The organism is Nocardioides sp. BE266 (assembly GCF_031457855.1).
Taxonomy (GTDB): Bacteria; Actinomycetota; Actinomycetes; order Propionibacteriales; family Nocardioidaceae; genus Nocardioides.
Genome location: NZ_JAURTI010000002.1, coordinates 578,014 through 592,404, shown reverse-complemented (window position 1 = coordinate 592,404; position 14,391 = coordinate 578,014). Strand labels below are relative to the sequence as shown.

Annotated in this window: 12 protein-coding genes; 6 read left to right on the top strand and 6 right to left on the bottom strand. The window is 71.9% G+C overall.

What is annotated here, in order from left to right:
• Position 1 precedes the first annotated feature (1 nt).
• The 3 genes from J2X46_RS07185 to eno all read right to left on the bottom strand — a co-directional run bounded on the left by J2X46_RS07185 (position 2) and on the right by eno (position 2,479).
• Positions 2-529, bottom strand: coding sequence for a DUF501 domain-containing protein (locus tag J2X46_RS07185; RefSeq protein ID WP_310248609.1), 528 nt, complete (start codon positions 527-529; stop codon positions 2-4).
• Positions 526-948, bottom strand: coding sequence for a septum formation initiator family protein (locus J2X46_RS07180; RefSeq protein ID WP_310248607.1), 423 nt, complete (start codon positions 946-948; stop codon positions 526-528). The genes J2X46_RS07185 and J2X46_RS07180 overlap by 4 nt, the downstream gene beginning before the upstream one ends.
• A gap of 253 nt (positions 949-1,201) precedes the next feature.
• Positions 1,202-2,479, bottom strand: coding sequence for a phosphopyruvate hydratase (gene eno, locus J2X46_RS07175; RefSeq protein WP_310248604.1), 1,278 nt, complete (start codon positions 2,477-2,479; stop codon positions 1,202-1,204).
• Positions 2,480-2,669: 190 nt separating this feature from the next.
• On the opposite strand from eno, the gene J2X46_RS07170 reads away from it, so the two are divergent.
• From J2X46_RS07170 to J2X46_RS07155, 4 genes are all read left to right on the top strand, one after another.
• Positions 2,670-3,056 carry a helix-turn-helix domain-containing protein gene (locus J2X46_RS07170; RefSeq protein WP_310248601.1) on the top strand — a complete coding sequence of 129 codons (387 nt, stop codon included), beginning with the start codon at positions 2,670-2,672 and terminating at the stop codon, positions 3,054-3,056.
• Positions 3,057-3,137: 81 nt separating this feature from the next.
• Positions 3,138-3,641, top strand: a complete 504-nt coding sequence (locus J2X46_RS07165) for a hypothetical protein (RefSeq protein ID WP_310248599.1) — start codon at positions 3,138-3,140, stop codon at positions 3,639-3,641.
• A gap of 1 nt (position 3,642) precedes the next feature.
• The gene (locus J2X46_RS07160) at positions 3,643-4,887 is read left to right on the top strand and encodes an APC family permease (RefSeq protein ID WP_310248597.1); all 1,245 of its coding nucleotides are present in this window, start codon (positions 3,643-3,645) and stop codon (positions 4,885-4,887) included.
• Between the two features lie 94 nt (positions 4,888-4,981).
• Positions 4,982-7,651, top strand: a complete 2,670-nt coding sequence (locus tag J2X46_RS07155; protein WP_310248595.1) for an esterase-like activity of phytase family protein — start codon at positions 4,982-4,984, stop codon at positions 7,649-7,651.
• A 94-nt stretch (positions 7,652-7,745) separates the two neighbouring features.
• Here J2X46_RS07155 and J2X46_RS07150 read toward each other — a convergent pair whose 3' ends face one another.
• The 3 genes from J2X46_RS07150 to mfd are packed head-to-tail and all read right to left on the bottom strand — an operon-like array spanning position 7,746 to position 12,426.
• On the bottom strand, positions 7,746-8,132 hold the full coding sequence (locus J2X46_RS07150; RefSeq protein ID WP_310248592.1) for a MazG nucleotide pyrophosphohydrolase domain-containing protein: 387 nt from the start codon (positions 8,130-8,132) through the stop codon (positions 7,746-7,748).
• A gap of 4 nt (positions 8,133-8,136) precedes the next feature.
• Positions 8,137-8,817, bottom strand: coding sequence for a hypothetical protein (locus J2X46_RS07145; protein ID WP_310248590.1), 681 nt, complete (start codon positions 8,815-8,817; stop codon positions 8,137-8,139).
• A 3-nt stretch (positions 8,818-8,820) separates the two neighbouring features.
• Entirely contained in the window at positions 8,821-12,426 is a 3,606-nt protein-coding gene (mfd, locus tag J2X46_RS07140) for a transcription-repair coupling factor (protein WP_397213265.1), read from the bottom strand.
• Positions 12,427-12,651: 225 nt separating this feature from the next.
• Here mfd and J2X46_RS07135 point away from each other — a divergent pair, with 225 nt between their 5' ends.
• Both J2X46_RS07135 and J2X46_RS07130 read left to right on the top strand, forming a co-directional pair.
• Positions 12,652-13,338, top strand: coding sequence for a hypothetical protein (locus J2X46_RS07135; protein WP_310248588.1), 687 nt, complete (start codon positions 12,652-12,654; stop codon positions 13,336-13,338).
• Between the two features lie 76 nt (positions 13,339-13,414).
• The gene (locus J2X46_RS07130; protein ID WP_310248586.1) at positions 13,415-14,389 is read left to right on the top strand and encodes a hypothetical protein; all 975 of its coding nucleotides are present in this window, start codon (positions 13,415-13,417) and stop codon (positions 14,387-14,389) included.
• Positions 14,390-14,391: the final 2 nt, after the last annotated feature.

Here is a 14,391-nt window from a genome sequence, read left to right as displayed (position 1 = left end):
GTCATTCTGCGGGGCGCTCGACGCAGGGGCCCGAGGACCACCACTCGCCGAGCGCGTCGAGGACCTCGTCGCCGAGCGGGTTCACGCCGCGGCCCATCGCCAGGGACTGGCCGGCGAGGACGTGCAGGCACTTCACGCGGTCGGGCATGCCGCCGGCGGTGATCCCCTCGATCTCCGGCACGTCGAGCCCGGCGCGGGCACCGACCTCAGCACGGAAGGCGAGGTAGGCCTCGTGGGCGTCGCGGTAGGCGGCGGCCAGCTCCTCGTCCTCGCCGAGCCGGGCCTGCATCTCCTTCATCAGGCCCGAGCCCTCGAGGGTGCCGATGCGCGAGGCCGCGCGCGGGCACGTCAGGTAGAACGTCGTCGGGAACGGCGTGCCGTTGGGCAGGCGCGGCTCCGTCGTGACCACGTCGGGGTTGCCGCAGGGGCACCGGTGGCCGACCGAGTCGATGCCCCGCGGCTTGCGGCCGAGCTGGGCGCGGATCGCGGCCTCGTCGGCCGGGTCGATCTTCTGTGCGGGTTCAGTCACTGCTTCCCCCCGTCGACGACAGAGCCGTCGATCAGGTCTGCGGGCTGCTGCTCGGCCGGGGGCGGGTTGCCGGCCAGCTCCATCGACTCCCACGCTGCGCTCCACCACGCCTTCGGCACGGTCTTGATCACGTCGGAGGGGTCGTTGAGCGAGGCCTGGGCCTCGAGCGGCTGGCCGTCGGGGCCGATCACCTCGAAGCCGGACTCGCCGGGCATCAGGTAGCCGAAGCGGGCCCGGGCCTGCGCCTTGACGTAGGCCGGGTCGTCCCAGCGCTTCTTCTCGCGCTCGAGGTCGTTGATGCTCGCTTCGCGCTCGGCGATCGTCGACTTGAGCTCACCGATGTGCGAGCGCTGCTGGAGGTAGGCGCGCAGCGACGACGCGTAGGACACGGTCAGCACCGCGAGCACGAGCACCAGCACGGCCGCGCGCCCGGTGAACCGGGGACGGCGCGCAGCACTCCTCGGGGAGGCAGGACGTGCCCCCGGGATCGGCCCCGTGGTGCCGGTGTCGGCCGGCGAGGCGAGCGGCGTACGCGTCCCGGCTGCCCGCGGCCGTGAGCCGCGGGTGCCGGGATGCGTCGAGCTGCTCTGCCTCGGTCCACGTGAACCGTTCCCGCCGGGCCCACCCCGAGGAGTACGACGCTGGGAAGGCATGCGGCTTAGTGTGCCTGCTTCAGCCCTTGAATCGCGGGAACGCGCCCGCACCGGCGTAGCGAGCTGCGTCACCGAGCTCGTCCTCGATGCGGAGCAGCTGGTTGTACTTCGCGACGCGGTCGGAGCGGGCCGGGGCGCCGGTCTTGATCTGGCCGCAGTTGGTGGCGACGGCGAGGTCGGCGATCGTGGTGTCCTCGGTCTCGCCGGAGCGGTGGCTCATCATGTTGCGGAAGCCGGCGCGGTGGGCGAGCTCGACGGCGTCGAGGGTCTCGGTGAGCGAGCCGATCTGGTTGACCTTGACGAGCATCGCGTTGGCCTGACCCCCGTCGATTCCGCGCTGGAGGCGCTCGACGTTGGTCACGAAGAGGTCGTCGCCCACGAGCTGGATCTTGTCGCCGAGGCTGTCGGTGATCGCCTTCCAGCCGGCCCAGTCCTCCTCGTCGAGCGGGTCCTCGATCGAGACGATCGGGTAGGACGCGACGAGATCGGCGTAGTAGTCGACCATCTCGTCGGTCTTGAGCTTCTTTCCCTCGAACGTGTACTTGCCCTTGTCGTGGAACTCGCTCGCCGCGACGTCCATCGCGAGCGCGATGTCCTTGCCCAGCTTGAAGCCCGCCGACTTCACTGCCTCGGCGATCAGGTCGAGCGCCGCGCGGTTGCTGTCGAGGTTGGGCGCGAAGCCGCCCTCGTCGCCGAGACCGGTCGAGAGGCCCTTCTTCTTCAGCACCGACTTCAGCGCGTGGTAGACCTCGGCGCCCTGCTGGAGTGCCTCGCGGAACGTCGCGGCACCGATCGGGGCGATCATGAACTCCTGGACGTCGACGTTGGAGTCGGCGTGCGATCCACCGTTGACGATGTTCATCATCGGGACCGGCAGCAGGTGGGCGTTGGGGCCACCGACGTAGCGGAAGAGCGGGAGCCCGGCCGACTCCGCGGCGGCCTTGGCGGTGGCGAGGGAGACGCCGAGGATCGCGTTGGCGCCGAGCTTGGCCTTGTTGGGCGTGCCGTCGAGGTCGAGCATCACCTGGTCGACGAGGCGCTGGTCGTCGGCGTCGAGACCGACGACCGCGCCGGCGATGCTGTCGACGACCCCGGTGACGGCCTTCTGCACGCCCTTGCCGAGGTAGCGCTTGCCGCCGTCGCGCAGCTCGACGGCCTCGAAGGCGCCGGTCGAGGCGCCGCTGGGCACTGCCGCGCGACCGAACGCGCCGTCCTCGAGAAGTACCTCCACCTCGACGGTGGGGTTGCCGCGCGAATCGAGGATTTCGCGGGCGCCGACTGCAGCGATGATCGACATGGGAGAGCTCCTGGTGGGGAAAGTCCTGTACGTCCTGGGGTCAGCCGCCAGCCTAGCCACGTGCCGCTGGTACGTCGCCGGGGTGTCCGCGGGCCCGACTAGCGTTAGCCCGGTGTCGTCACGCGAGCCAGGTCCGGCGGATCACCTCAGCGCGCTCGTCGCTCGCGCGACGGCCAGCGTCGACGATCCGGTGAGCGATCCGGACGCGACGCGGCTGCGGCTCGCGATGGCGGGCGAGTCGGCGGCGAGGTTCCGCGACCGGCTCGTCCTCGAGCGGGCGGCATGGCAGGCGAGGGAGACCGACCTCCGCCTCCAGGACATCGCGGCCGACGGCGGCTTCCGCGGCTACGACGTCTTCGTCCGCGCGTTCCGCCGCGAGCTCGGAGCGTCACCGTCGCAGTGGCGGGCAGATCCGACGACCTGGGAGGTCGACGCACCGGGCGAGGTGCACTTCCACCCGCCCGACGGGATCCGGCTGCCGGCGTACGCCTCCGACGACGAGGGGGACGCTCTCGGCGCGGCCTACGTCGACGCGTTCTCGCCCGACCCGACGGTCGTGCCGCTCGACGAGGCATGACGGGTCTGGCGGAGATGCGGCTCTCGATCAAGCGAGCGATCGCCGGAGCGAGCAGCGTGGTCGGTGTCGAGAGGAGACACCATGTCCATGAAGGCCCCCTACCGAGAGCCCCTCGTGCCCGTCGAGCCCGGCCCGCGCGTCGTGCCCGAGCCCCGGAGGCGGGGTGAGGACGGCGGCGGCGAGTGCGGCGTCTGCACCGGCTTCGCCGCTGACGCCGTCTGGAGCGACGAGCACTTCAGCCTCCACCCGCCACGCACGTGCAGCCTGCCGGGCACGGTCTGGATCGCCAGCCGCGAGCACGTCGACTCCTTCCGCGACCTGTCGCCCGAGGCGCAGGCCGCCTTCGGCCCGCTGGTCGCGCGGCTCGAGGACGCGATGCTGGCCGACCCCGACGTCGCCCGCGTGCACCTCTACCGCTGGGGCGACGGCGGCGCGCACTTCCACGCCTGGCTGATGCCCCGTCCGCTCGGGATGGTCGAGGCGAGCGGCATGATGCTGCCGTTGTGGGAGGACGTCCTGCCCAACGTGCCCGACGACGAGTGCCGCGCCGCGGCCGAGAAGGTCGCTGCGCGACTGGAGGTCTGAGATGAGCTCGCCCGCCGTCCAGCCGGGGCTCGCCCGCCGCCTCGGCACCAGCGACGCCGTCGTCGTCGGCCTCAGCGCGATGCTGGGCGCGGGCGTGTTCGTCGCCTTCACCCCGGCCGCCGCGGCCGCCGGGAGCGGGCTGCTCGCCGGGCTGGGCATCGCTGCGGTCATCGCCTTCTGCAACGCGGTCGCCTCGGCGCAGCTGGCGTCGTCGTACCCCTCGTCGGGCGGGACGTACCTCTTCGGCCGCGAGGTGCTCGGGCCGTGGTGGGGCTTCCTGGCCGGCTGGGGCTTCGTCGTCGGCAAGACGGCGTCGTGCGCGGCGATGGCGATGACCTTCGCGGCGTACGCCCTTCCCGACGGCGGCTGGTGGCAGCGCGGGCTCGCCGCGCTCGCGGTCGTCGCGTTCACCGTGCTCAACCTGTGCGGCGTCACCCGCACCGCGACCGCCGCCAAGGTGCTGCTGGGCGCCACGCTCCTGGTGCTGGTCGGCTTCCTGGCGGTCGCCGCGACTGGTGACGCCGGGACGGTCGCGCCGCTCGAGGCGACCGGTGGGGTGTGGGGCGTCCTGCAGGCCGCCGGGTTGCTGTTCTTCGCCTTCGCCGGCTACGCCCGGATCGCGACGCTCGCCGAGGAGGTGCGCCGGCCCGAGCTGCTCGGCCGCGCGATCCTCGTCGCGCTCGGCACCGCCGTCGTGGTCTACCTGCTCGTCGGCCTCGCCCTCGTGCGGATCCTCGGCGCCGACCTGCCCGGATCGCCCACGCCGATCGCCGCCGCCACCGAGGCGCTCGGCGCCGACTGGGCCGTGCCGCTCGTGCGCATCGGCGCTGCCGCTGCCGCCCTTGGGGCACTGCTCGCCCTCCTCGCCGGCGTGGGTCGTACGACGCTTGCGATGGCGCGCGAGCGTGACCTGCCCACACCGCTGGCGTCCGTCGACCCCCGCCACCAGGTTCCCGACCGGGCGCAGGTCGTCATCGGCGTCGCGGTCGTGGCGCTGGTGCTGGCCGCCGACCTGCGCGGCGCGATCGGCTTCTCGTCCTTCGGCGTCCTCGTCTACTACGCCGTCGCCAACCTCTCCGCCCTGCGCCAACCCCCGGAGCAGCGCCGCTGGCCGCGCGCGCTCCAGGTGCTCGGACTGGTGGGGTGCGTGGTGATGGCGGCCGCACTGCCGCTCGGGTCGGTGCTCGCCGGGCTCGCGGTCTTCGCCGTCGGCATCGGCGGGCGGTTGGTCGCCACCTCGCGCTGACCCGGCGTTCACGTCGTCGTCACCGACGCGCCATGCGCCCTCGCAAGCATGCGCCCGACATCTCGGGCCATCCTGTGCGCGAAAGGCACTCAGCATGCAACGACGACGTGGGCTGGCGATCCTCGCCACCGCCGCGCTCCCCCTGTCCCTGCTCCCGATCTCCCTCGTCGCCCTCACGGGTACGACGTCGGGCGCCGTGGAGCCCGGCACCGGCGCGTTCGACCGGGTGGCGACCTACCCGGTCTTCCAGAACGTGCCGGCCGGCGTGGACCCCGCCGCGGCGACGGTCGCCGAGATCTCCGCGGTCAGCGAGGACGGAAAGACCGTCATCTACACCGACGCGCTCGGCAAGCGCGTCGGCTTCCTCGACATCACCGACCCGGCCGCGCCGCGGGGCCTCGGCACGATCGAGCTGGCCACCCTCGGCCACGCCGACGACCAGCCGACCTCGGTCGCCGTGGTCGGCGACTTCGCGCTGATCGCCATCGACGAGACCGGCGGGGACTTCCCGAACCCGAAGGGCAGCCTCGTCATCGTGCGGATCTCCACCCGCGAGAAGGTCCGCACCATCGACCTGGGCGGCCAGCCCGACTCGATCGCGATCAGCCCCGACAAGGCCTACGCCGCGATCGCGATGGAGAACCAGCGCGACGAGGAGGCCACCCCGGCCGGCGGCGCGAAGGGCGCCCTGCCGCAGGCGCCTGCCGGGTTCGTCCAGCTCCTCGACCTGCCGTCGACGACGGACCCCGCCGCGTGGTCGACCCGCGCGGTGGTCCTCGACGAGCCGACCCTGGCGGCCGCGGGCCTCGACACCCCGTCGGACCCCGAGCCCGAGTACGTCACGATCAACGCCGACAACAAGCTCGCGCTGACGCTCCAGGAGAACAACGGCATCGTCGTCATCGACGTGCCGACCGGCGACATCGACACCGTCTTCTCCGCGGGCACCGCCACGGTCACCGGCGTCGACGTCACCAAGGACGGCGTCTTCAACCCCACCGGCACCGTGACGGCTCCCCGCGAGCCCGACTCGATCGGCTGGGTCGACGCCACCCACGTCGCCACCGCCAACGAGGGCGACTGGAAGGGCGGCACCCGCGGCTGGACGATCTTCGACACCACCACCGGCGCCCCGGTGTGGGACGCGAAGAACTCCTACGAGAACCTCGCCACCTCCCTCGGGCTGCACAACAACGACCGCGCCGCCAAGAAGGGCGCCGAGCCCGAAGGCCTGCTGATCTCCACCATCGGTGGCAGGAAGCGCGCCTTCGTCGGCTCCGAGCGCAGCAACTTCGTCGCCGTCTACGACCTGACCAACCCGGCCAAGCCGGTCTTCGAGCAGGCGCTCCCCGCCACCAACGGCCCGGAGGGCCTGCTCGCGATCCCGGCGCGCAACCTGCTCGTGGTGTCCTCCGAGACCGACGACGCCAGCGTCCTGGTCCGCGCCTCGGTCGGCGTCTACGCCTTCGGCGACACGGCCCCCGCCTTCCCGAGCATCGTCTCGGCGGAGGAGTCCTCCGGCTTCCCGATCGGCTGGGGCGCCCTCGGTGCGCTGTCGGCGGCTCCGGGCAACTCCGAGGCCCTCTGGAGCGCGAGCGACTCGGCGTACAAGTTCGCGCGGCTCTACAAGATCGACACCAGCAGCGCGCCGGCCGTGATCGACCGGGTGGTCGAGGTCAAGAACGCCGACGGCACGCTCGCCACCGGCCTGGACGTCGAGGGCCTGCACGCCCGCAGCGGTGGCGGCTTCTGGCTGGCCAGCGAGGGCGCCACCGGCGCGCAGGACAAGCTGGTCCGCACCGACTCCCGCGGCGTCGTCCAGCAGGAGGTCCCCCTCCCGGCCGACGTCGCCGCCAAGGTCGGCAAGTGGGGCTTCGAGGGCGTCACCGCCACCGGCAGCGGCTCCTCGGAGGTCGTCTACGCCGTTCTCCAGCGCCCGCTCTTCAACGACATCGCCACCACCACGCCCGCCGAGGGCAACAACGCCCGCATCGGCCGGTACGACGTCGCTGCCGGCACGTGGTCGTGGTTCTCCTACCCGCTGCAGACGACGACCACGGCCGGCGACTGGATCGGCCTGTCGGAGATCACGGCGGTCGACGCCGACACCCTCGCGGTGATCGAGCGCGACAAGCTCAACGGCACGACCGCCGCGGTCAAGCGCGTCTACACCGTCGACGTACCCGCGACCGGCGGCACCACCACCCCGGTGGCGCTCACCAAGAAGCTGGCCATCGACGTGCTGCCGCACCTCAGGGCGCTCAAGGGCTGGACCCAGGAGAAGCTCGAGGGCCTCACCATCGGCGCCGACGGCCAGGTCTACGCGGTGACGGACAACGACGGCCTCAAGGACGCCACCGGCGAGACGCAGCTCCTGCGCCTCGGCTCGGCCGCCGCCGCCTTCGACCCGGCCCCGACCACGCCTCCGACCACCCCGCCCACCACGTCGCCCACGCCGACCCCGACGCCCACTCCCGCCCCCGTCACCAAGGCCGAGTCGAAGGTCTCGGCGACGGTGAAGGACCTGGCGGGCGCCAAGGTCCGCGTGGTCGCGAAGGTGCGACCGGGCACCGCCACCGGCAAGGTCCGCGTCGTGCTGAAGAAGGCCGGGAAGGCCGTCGCCGAGCGCACGGCCCGGCTCGAGGACGGCCGCACGGCCCTCACCCTGCGCGTCCGTGCCGACCGCTACAAGGTGGTCGTCACCTACCTCGGTGACGACGGGCACCGGCGCTCGACGAGCGTCGAGCGCGTCACCCTGCGCTGACCGACCCCCTGTAACGCCGGGTTAGCTGCTGTACCCACCCCCATGCATGGGGGTGGGTACATGCAGTAACCCGGCGTTACAGCTCTAGGGTGGGTCAGCCCTTCTCGGACTTCTCCGCGGCCTTCGCCGCGTTGTAGAGCGCCATCACCTCGTCGACGGTGGTCGCGACGGCGTCGCCGAACACGTGCGGGTTGCGGCGCTCCATCTTCGCCATCACCCCGCGCGCGACGTCGTCGAGCGTGAACTCGCCGGCCTCCTCGGCGATCACGGCGTGGATCACCACCTGGAGCAGCAGGTCGCCCAGCTCGTCGCACAGCGCGGCCGGGTCACCGGACTCGATCGCCTCGACGACCTCCTCGGCCTCCTCCCGCACATAGGGGATGAGCGAGGTGTGGGTCTGCTCGCGCTTCCACGCGCACTCGCGCTGCAGCACGCGCATCTGGTCGGCGAACGCCTCCAGCGGCGAGCCACTCTCCGGCACGGGCTCAGCCGCAGCGGTGGGTCAGCGGCAGCGTCTTGGCGAACGCGGCGTCGGGCTCGGTCTTCAGACCGTTCTTCGCGGTCGTCCCGACGGCCACCGAGGTGTTGGTGTCGATGGGCGTGAGCACGCCGTCCTTGCTCTCGAGGCCGTAGCGCGGGTCGATCTCGATGCCGTTGGCGTCGGGCCACTGGTTGAACACGTCGACGCCGGCCTGGGTGATCTGCTCGGTCGTCGGGTCGCTGACCCCGCCGTCGTCGAGCACGATCGCGCCGACCTGGTTCACGATGTCGCTGGCGAGCGCGTTGGCGGAGGTGAGCTCGACGTAGGTGTCGCGCACCGCCTCGGGCATCGACGCAGCAGTACGACGACGCTGGGCGACGTCGTTGTAGTAGCTCGAGCCGGGCTCGACGTCGTAGTCCTTGGCGACCTGCATCGCCTGCGCGCGCAGCGTCAGCAGCTGGACGGTGCCCTGGCGGATGAAGCTCATCGGGAGCGTGGTGCTCTGCGACTCGAACTGGTCGCCGAGCGCGGTGCACATCTGGCCGGCCGCCTTGTCGACCTGGCGCACCGTCAGCTCCTCGTCGCCGACCTTGACCGCCACGCCCGGCGCAGCGCTGCCGCACCCGGTGAGCAGGAGACCGGCGACACCCATCGTCGCGGCCGTCATCAGGCGGGTCTTGCTCACGAGCTACTCCTTGGTCGGTGCGGCGGGTGCCGGCGCAGACGGGTCGACGACCTCGTCGATCACGCGCCGCGCCCATTCAAGCAAAGCCACCCCGCCCACGGGCTGCACGGGGAAGCCGCTGCTCTGCGGCCGCGGCACGAGGATCGTACTGACCGGTGCCTTGACGATGCTCTTCGGATGCAGCCGCTGGAGCCGTACGACGCGGGAGTCGGGCAGCTCGACCGGCGCGAACCTGACGTACTTGCCGGCCACCGTCACCTCCTTCACCCCCGCCTGGCGGCACCGGGCGCGGAAGCGGGCGACGTAGAGCAGCGACTCCACGACCTCCGGCGGCGGGCCATAGCGGTCGACGAGCTCCTCACGGACCTCGTCGACGTCGGAGTCGACGCGCACCTCGGCGAGGCGCTTGTAGATCTCGAGGCGCAGCCGCTCGCTGGGGATGTAGTCATGCGGCAGGTGGGCGTCGACCGGCAGCTCGATCCGGACCTCGGCGAGCTCGTCCTCGGTGCCGCCCTTGAAGTCGGCGACGGCCTCGCCGACGAGCCGGACGTAGAGGTCGAAGCCGACGTCGGCGATGTGGCCGGACTGCTCGCCGCCGAGCAGGTTGCCGGCGCCGCGGATCTCGAGGTCCTTCATCGCGATCGCCATGCCGCCGCCGAGGTCGGAGTGCTGGGCCAGCGTCGCGAGGCGCTCGTGGGCGGTCTCGGTCAGCGGCTTCTCGGCCGGGTAGAGGAAGTAGGCGTAGGCGCGCTCGCGCGAGCGGCCGACCCGACCGCGCAGCTGGTGGAGCTGGGAGAGGCCGAGGGTGTCGGAGCGCTCGATGATCATCGTGTTGGCGTTGGACACGTCGAGGCCGCTCTCGACGATGGTCGTGCAGACCAGCACGTCGAAGCGCTTCTCCCAGAAGTCGAGCATGACCTGCTCGAGGGCGTGCTCGCCCATCTGGCCGTGGGCCGTGGCGACCCGCGCCTCGGGCACCAGCTCGCGGATCCGCGCGGCCGCCTTCTCGATCGACTGCACCCGGTTGTGGATGTAGAAGACCTGGCCCTCGCGGAGCAGCTCGCGGCGCACGGCGGCGACGACCTGGCGGTCCTCGTAGGCGCCGACGTAGGTCAGCACCGGGTGCCGCTCCTCCGGCGGGGTGGTGATCGTGGACATCTCGCGGATGCCGGTGACCGCCATCTCCAGGGTGCGCGGGATCGGCGTGGCACTCATCGACAGCACGTCGACGGAGGTGCGCATCCGCTTCATCTGCTCCTTGTGCTCGACACCGAAGCGCTGCTCCTCGTCGACGATGATCAGGCCGAGGTCCTTCATCTTGATGTCGGGGTTGAGCAGCCGGTGGGTGCCCACCACGATGTCGACCGAGCCATCGGTGAGGCCGGCGATGACCTCCTTGGCCTCCTTGTCGGTCTGGAAGCGCGAGAGCCCCTTGATCACGACCGGGAAGCCCGACATCCGCTCGGAGAAGGTCGACATGTGCTGGGTGACGAGCAGCGTGGTCGGCACGAGCACGGCGACCTGCTTGCCGTCCTGCACGGCCTTGAACGCCGCGCGCACCGCGATCTCGGTCTTGCCGTAGCCGACGTCGCCGCACACGAGGCGGTCCATCGGCACGACCTGGCGCATGTCGGCCTTCACCTCGTCGACCGTGGTGAGCTGGTCGACGGTCTCGGTGAAGGGGAAGGCGTCCTCGAGCTCGCGCTGCCACGGGGTGTCAGGGCCGTAGGCGTGGCCCTTCGTGGCCTGCCGGGCGGCGTAGAGCTTGATCAGCTCGGCCGCGATCTCGCGGACCGCGCGCTTGGCCTTGTTCTTGCGCTTGGTCCAGTCGCCGCCGCCGAGGCGGTCGAGGCTCGGGTTCTCACCGCCGACGTAGCGGGTGACCTGGTCGAGGGTGTCGGCCGGGACGTAGAGCATGTCGTTGGGGCCGCCGCGCTTGCTGGCGCCGTACTCCAGGACGAGGTACTCGCGCACCGCGCCGCCGATCTCGCGCTGCTTCATCTCCACGAAGCGGCCGACGCCGTGCTGCTCGTGCACGACGTAGTCGCCGGCCTTGAGCTCGAGCGGGTCGATCTGGCGCTTGCGTCGCGTGGGCATCCGGCGCATGTCGCGGGTGGAGGCCTTCTGGCCCGACAGGTCGTCACCGGTGACGATGGCGACCTTCGCCTCGTCGTCGACCAGGCCGTGCACGAGGTGGCCGCAGGTCACGGTGACGACGTTGTCGCCGGCGGGCTCGCCCTCCTCGACGAGGCGGGCCGCGATGTCGTTCTCGCCCAGGAGCTCGACGAAGCGCTCGGCCGGGCCGTGGCCGGCGTGCACGACGGCCACGTCGAGCCCGTCGGTGACCCACCCGCGGATGTCGTCGACCGCCTTCTGGAGGTCGCCACGGTAGGCCTCGGCGGGGTGCGTCGGCAGCGTCCTGCCGGGCACGCCACCCCCATCGGTGGTCGAGTAGTCCTCGCGAGGGACGAGCGAGGACGTATCGAGACCCAGCTCGTCGGAGGTGTCGATGCCGAAGGGACTCACCGACCACCACGCGTGGCCCAGGCCGAGCGCGTGCAGCCTGACGTCGGCGATCTCGCGGTAGGACGCGGCGCCGAGGTCGATCGGCGCGGTCCCACCACCGGCGGCCGCGGCCCACGAGGCACCCAGGAACTCCTCGCTCGTCGCGACCAGGTCGTGGGCCCGGGTGCGGGCGCGCTCGGGGTCGAGCACCAGGATCGTCGTGGCGGCGGGCATCAGGTCGACGAGCAGCTCCATCCCGTCGATGAGGACGGGGGCGAGCGACTCCATGCCCTCGACCGCGATGCCGGCGGCCATCTTGTCGGTGAGCTCGAGCAGCTGCGGGTGGGCCTGGCCGAGCTCGGCCGCGCGACGTCGTACGTCGTCGGTGAGCAGCAGCTCGCGGCACGGCGGCGCCCACAGCCGCTCCACCTTCTCGAGCGTGCGCTGGTCGGCGACGGCGAAGGCGCGGATCTCCTCGACGTCGTCGCCCCAGAACTCCACGCGGAGCGGGTGCTCCTCGGTGGGCGGGAAGACGTCGACGATGCCGCCGCGGACAGCGAACTCGCCGCGGCGCTCGACCATGTCGACGCGGGAGTACGCCGCCTCGGCGAGGCCGCGCACGACGTCCTCCATCGGCCGCGAGTCACCGGGCGCCAGCTCGACGGGCTCGATGTCGGCGAGCCCGGGCACCTGCGGCTGGAGCAGGCTGCGGATCGGGGCGACGACGACCTTCAGCGGGCCGTTGGCGGCTTCGGTGCCGGGGTGGCGCAACCGGCGCAGCACCGCGAGGCGGCGGCCGACGGTGTCGCTGCGGGGGCTCAGCCGCTCGTGCGGGAGCGTCTCCCAGCTCGGGTAGTAGGCCACGTGGTCGGGGTCGACGAGGTCGGCGAGCTCCTCGACGAGGTCCTCCGCCTCGCGCGACGTGGCGGTCACCGCCAGCACCGTGCGACCGCGCTCGACCAGCCCGTGCACCACGACCGGCCGGACCGCCGCAGGACCGGTGAGGTCGAGGCTGGACTGCACAGCCGCGTCGGCCAGCGCGCCACCGAGGGTGGGCGCGGAGACGAGGCGGTGGGCGAGGGCGACGAGTGGCGTGGACGGCACCGGAGATCCCTTCGAGAGCACGCGAACGACCCCCGATCGGCGGACGAAGGGGGGATCGTGAAAGTCTACGGGTGGTGTCCGACAGCGGCGCGAGCGGGATGAGGGGCGAGGTCCGGTCAGCTCTCCGGGGTTTGTCCCAGGCGTCACGGGGGTAGCACCACCTTCAGCGACCGGCGCCCGAGCGCTGGTCGACACGGACAAACTCCGAGAGGAAACACGGGGAACATGCGCACCACTCGTCTCATCGCCGGCACCGTCACCGCCGGTCTGCTCGGCCTCGCGCCCATCGCGGTCGCGGCGCCCAGCCACGCCACCGACAACCTGACCACCACCATCACGCTCGAGATCAGCTACGGCGAGCCGTCCGTGACCTACGGCGAGGACCTGTCCCTCACCTCCCAGGTGGACGCCTCCGACGGCCTGTCGCCCTACAACGACGCCGACACCGTCACCCTGTGGGCGATGCCCGCCGGCACCACCACGTGGACGCCGATCGAGACCCAGCCGGGCACCGGCTACATCTCGTGGACCGACTTCAAGCCGCAGATGAACACCGCCTACAAGGCCACCTACAGCGGCGGCACCGCGGCCAACACCTCTGCCGACAACTACGCCGCGAGCGAGTCCGCTCCCCTGGGCGTCACCGTCGCGCGCAAGATCACCTACCCGAAGTCGGGCTTCGTGATCAAGGGCAAGGTCACGCCCGACTACGGCAAGAAGAAGATCGTCATCCAGGCCTCCAAGAAGCAGAACAAGGGCTTCAAGAAGTTCAAGACGATCAAGACCAAGGCCAACGGCAAGTACAAGGTCACGCTGCCCAAGCGCGGCGGCACCTGGTACTGGAGCTTCGTCGTCAAGGGCGACTCCCGCTACAAGGCCAACGGCTTCGTGTGGCGGACCACCGTCTACTGATCCGCACCCATCACCGACCCGGCAGAGCCCCGCTCTGCCGGGTCGGTGCCATTTCGGCCTGTGTGAGAGTGGCTCCATGACCCGTGCGCCGCTGCCCGCTGCCGTGCTCGCCGCGGCGCTGCTCGCGGTGACCGCCTGCGGCGGAGGCGGTACGACGTCCTCCCCGGGCTCCGACGACCTGCGCCCGGCCGACGCGGTGGTCTCCGACCGGCGCGAGGCCGGCGACGTACCTCCCGAGCTGGCGCCGGCGCTGGCCGGGACTCCCCACCGACCGGCGGACGCCCGGGAGGCAGCGGCGATGGTCACGGTCGCCCAGCGGGTGATCCGGTCAGCGGACCCCGACCCCGACCTGCTCGCCGCGGCCGGGCACACCGCCCAGCTCGCGATCCGCGAGGTCGCCGTGAGGCGGTCCTGGCTGCCCGACGTGCTCGACGCGCTGCAGCCCGGCAACCGGCGGTGGGTGCGCGCCAACGTCGCCGCGCGGCGCGAGTTCCGCTCGATGCACCCGAGCGCCACGAAGGACCTCGCCGACGAGCTGCCGGCCTGGCGGATCGTGCCGCCGGCGCCCGAGCGCACCCTGATGCGCAGCTACCGCGAGGCCGAGCGCCGCTTCGGCGTGGACTGGGAGTACCTCGCGGCCATCAACATGGTGGAGACCGCCTTCGGGCGGATCCGCGGCACGTCGGTCGCGGGCGCGCAGGGACCCATGCAGTTCATCCCGACGACGTGGGACATCTACGGCGCCGGCGGCGACATCAACGACGCGCACGACGCGATCCTGGCCGCAGGGCGGCTGCTGCGCGCCAACGGCTTCGCGCGCGACAAGGGCGCCGCGCTGTGGCGCTACAACAACTCGTGGGCCTACGTGCGCGGCGTGACCCACCACGCCGAGGTGATGAAGCGCGACCCGCGCCAGCTCCGCGGCTACCTCGCCTGGCAGGTCTACTACCTGACCCGCGTCGGCAGCGTGTGGCTGCCCGAGGGCTACGCCCACCAGCGCCCGGTGCCCGTGACGTCGTACGTCGACCGGCACCCGGAGCGGCTGCCCTGACG

Bases quoted from the DNA above. Each gene is read 5' to 3' on its own strand.
- eno (WP_310248604.1), bottom strand. From the start codon at position 2,479: ATGTCGATCATCGCTGCAGTCGGCGCCCGCGAAATCCTCGATTCGCGC.
- J2X46_RS07165 (WP_310248599.1), top strand. From the start codon at position 3,138: ATGTCCATGAAGGCCCCCTACCGAGAGCCCCTCGTGCCCGTCGAGCCC.
- J2X46_RS07160 (WP_310248597.1), top strand. From the start codon at position 3,643: ATGAGCTCGCCCGCCGTCCAGCCGGGGCTCGCCCGCCGCCTCGGCACC.
- J2X46_RS07155 (WP_310248595.1), top strand. From the start codon at position 4,982: ATGCAACGACGACGTGGGCTGGCGATCCTCGCCACCGCCGCGCTCCCC.
- J2X46_RS07135 (WP_310248588.1), top strand. From the start codon at position 12,652: ATGCGCACCACTCGTCTCATCGCCGGCACCGTCACCGCCGGTCTGCTC.
- J2X46_RS07130 (WP_310248586.1), top strand. From the start codon at position 13,415: ATGACCCGTGCGCCGCTGCCCGCTGCCGTGCTCGCCGCGGCGCTGCTC.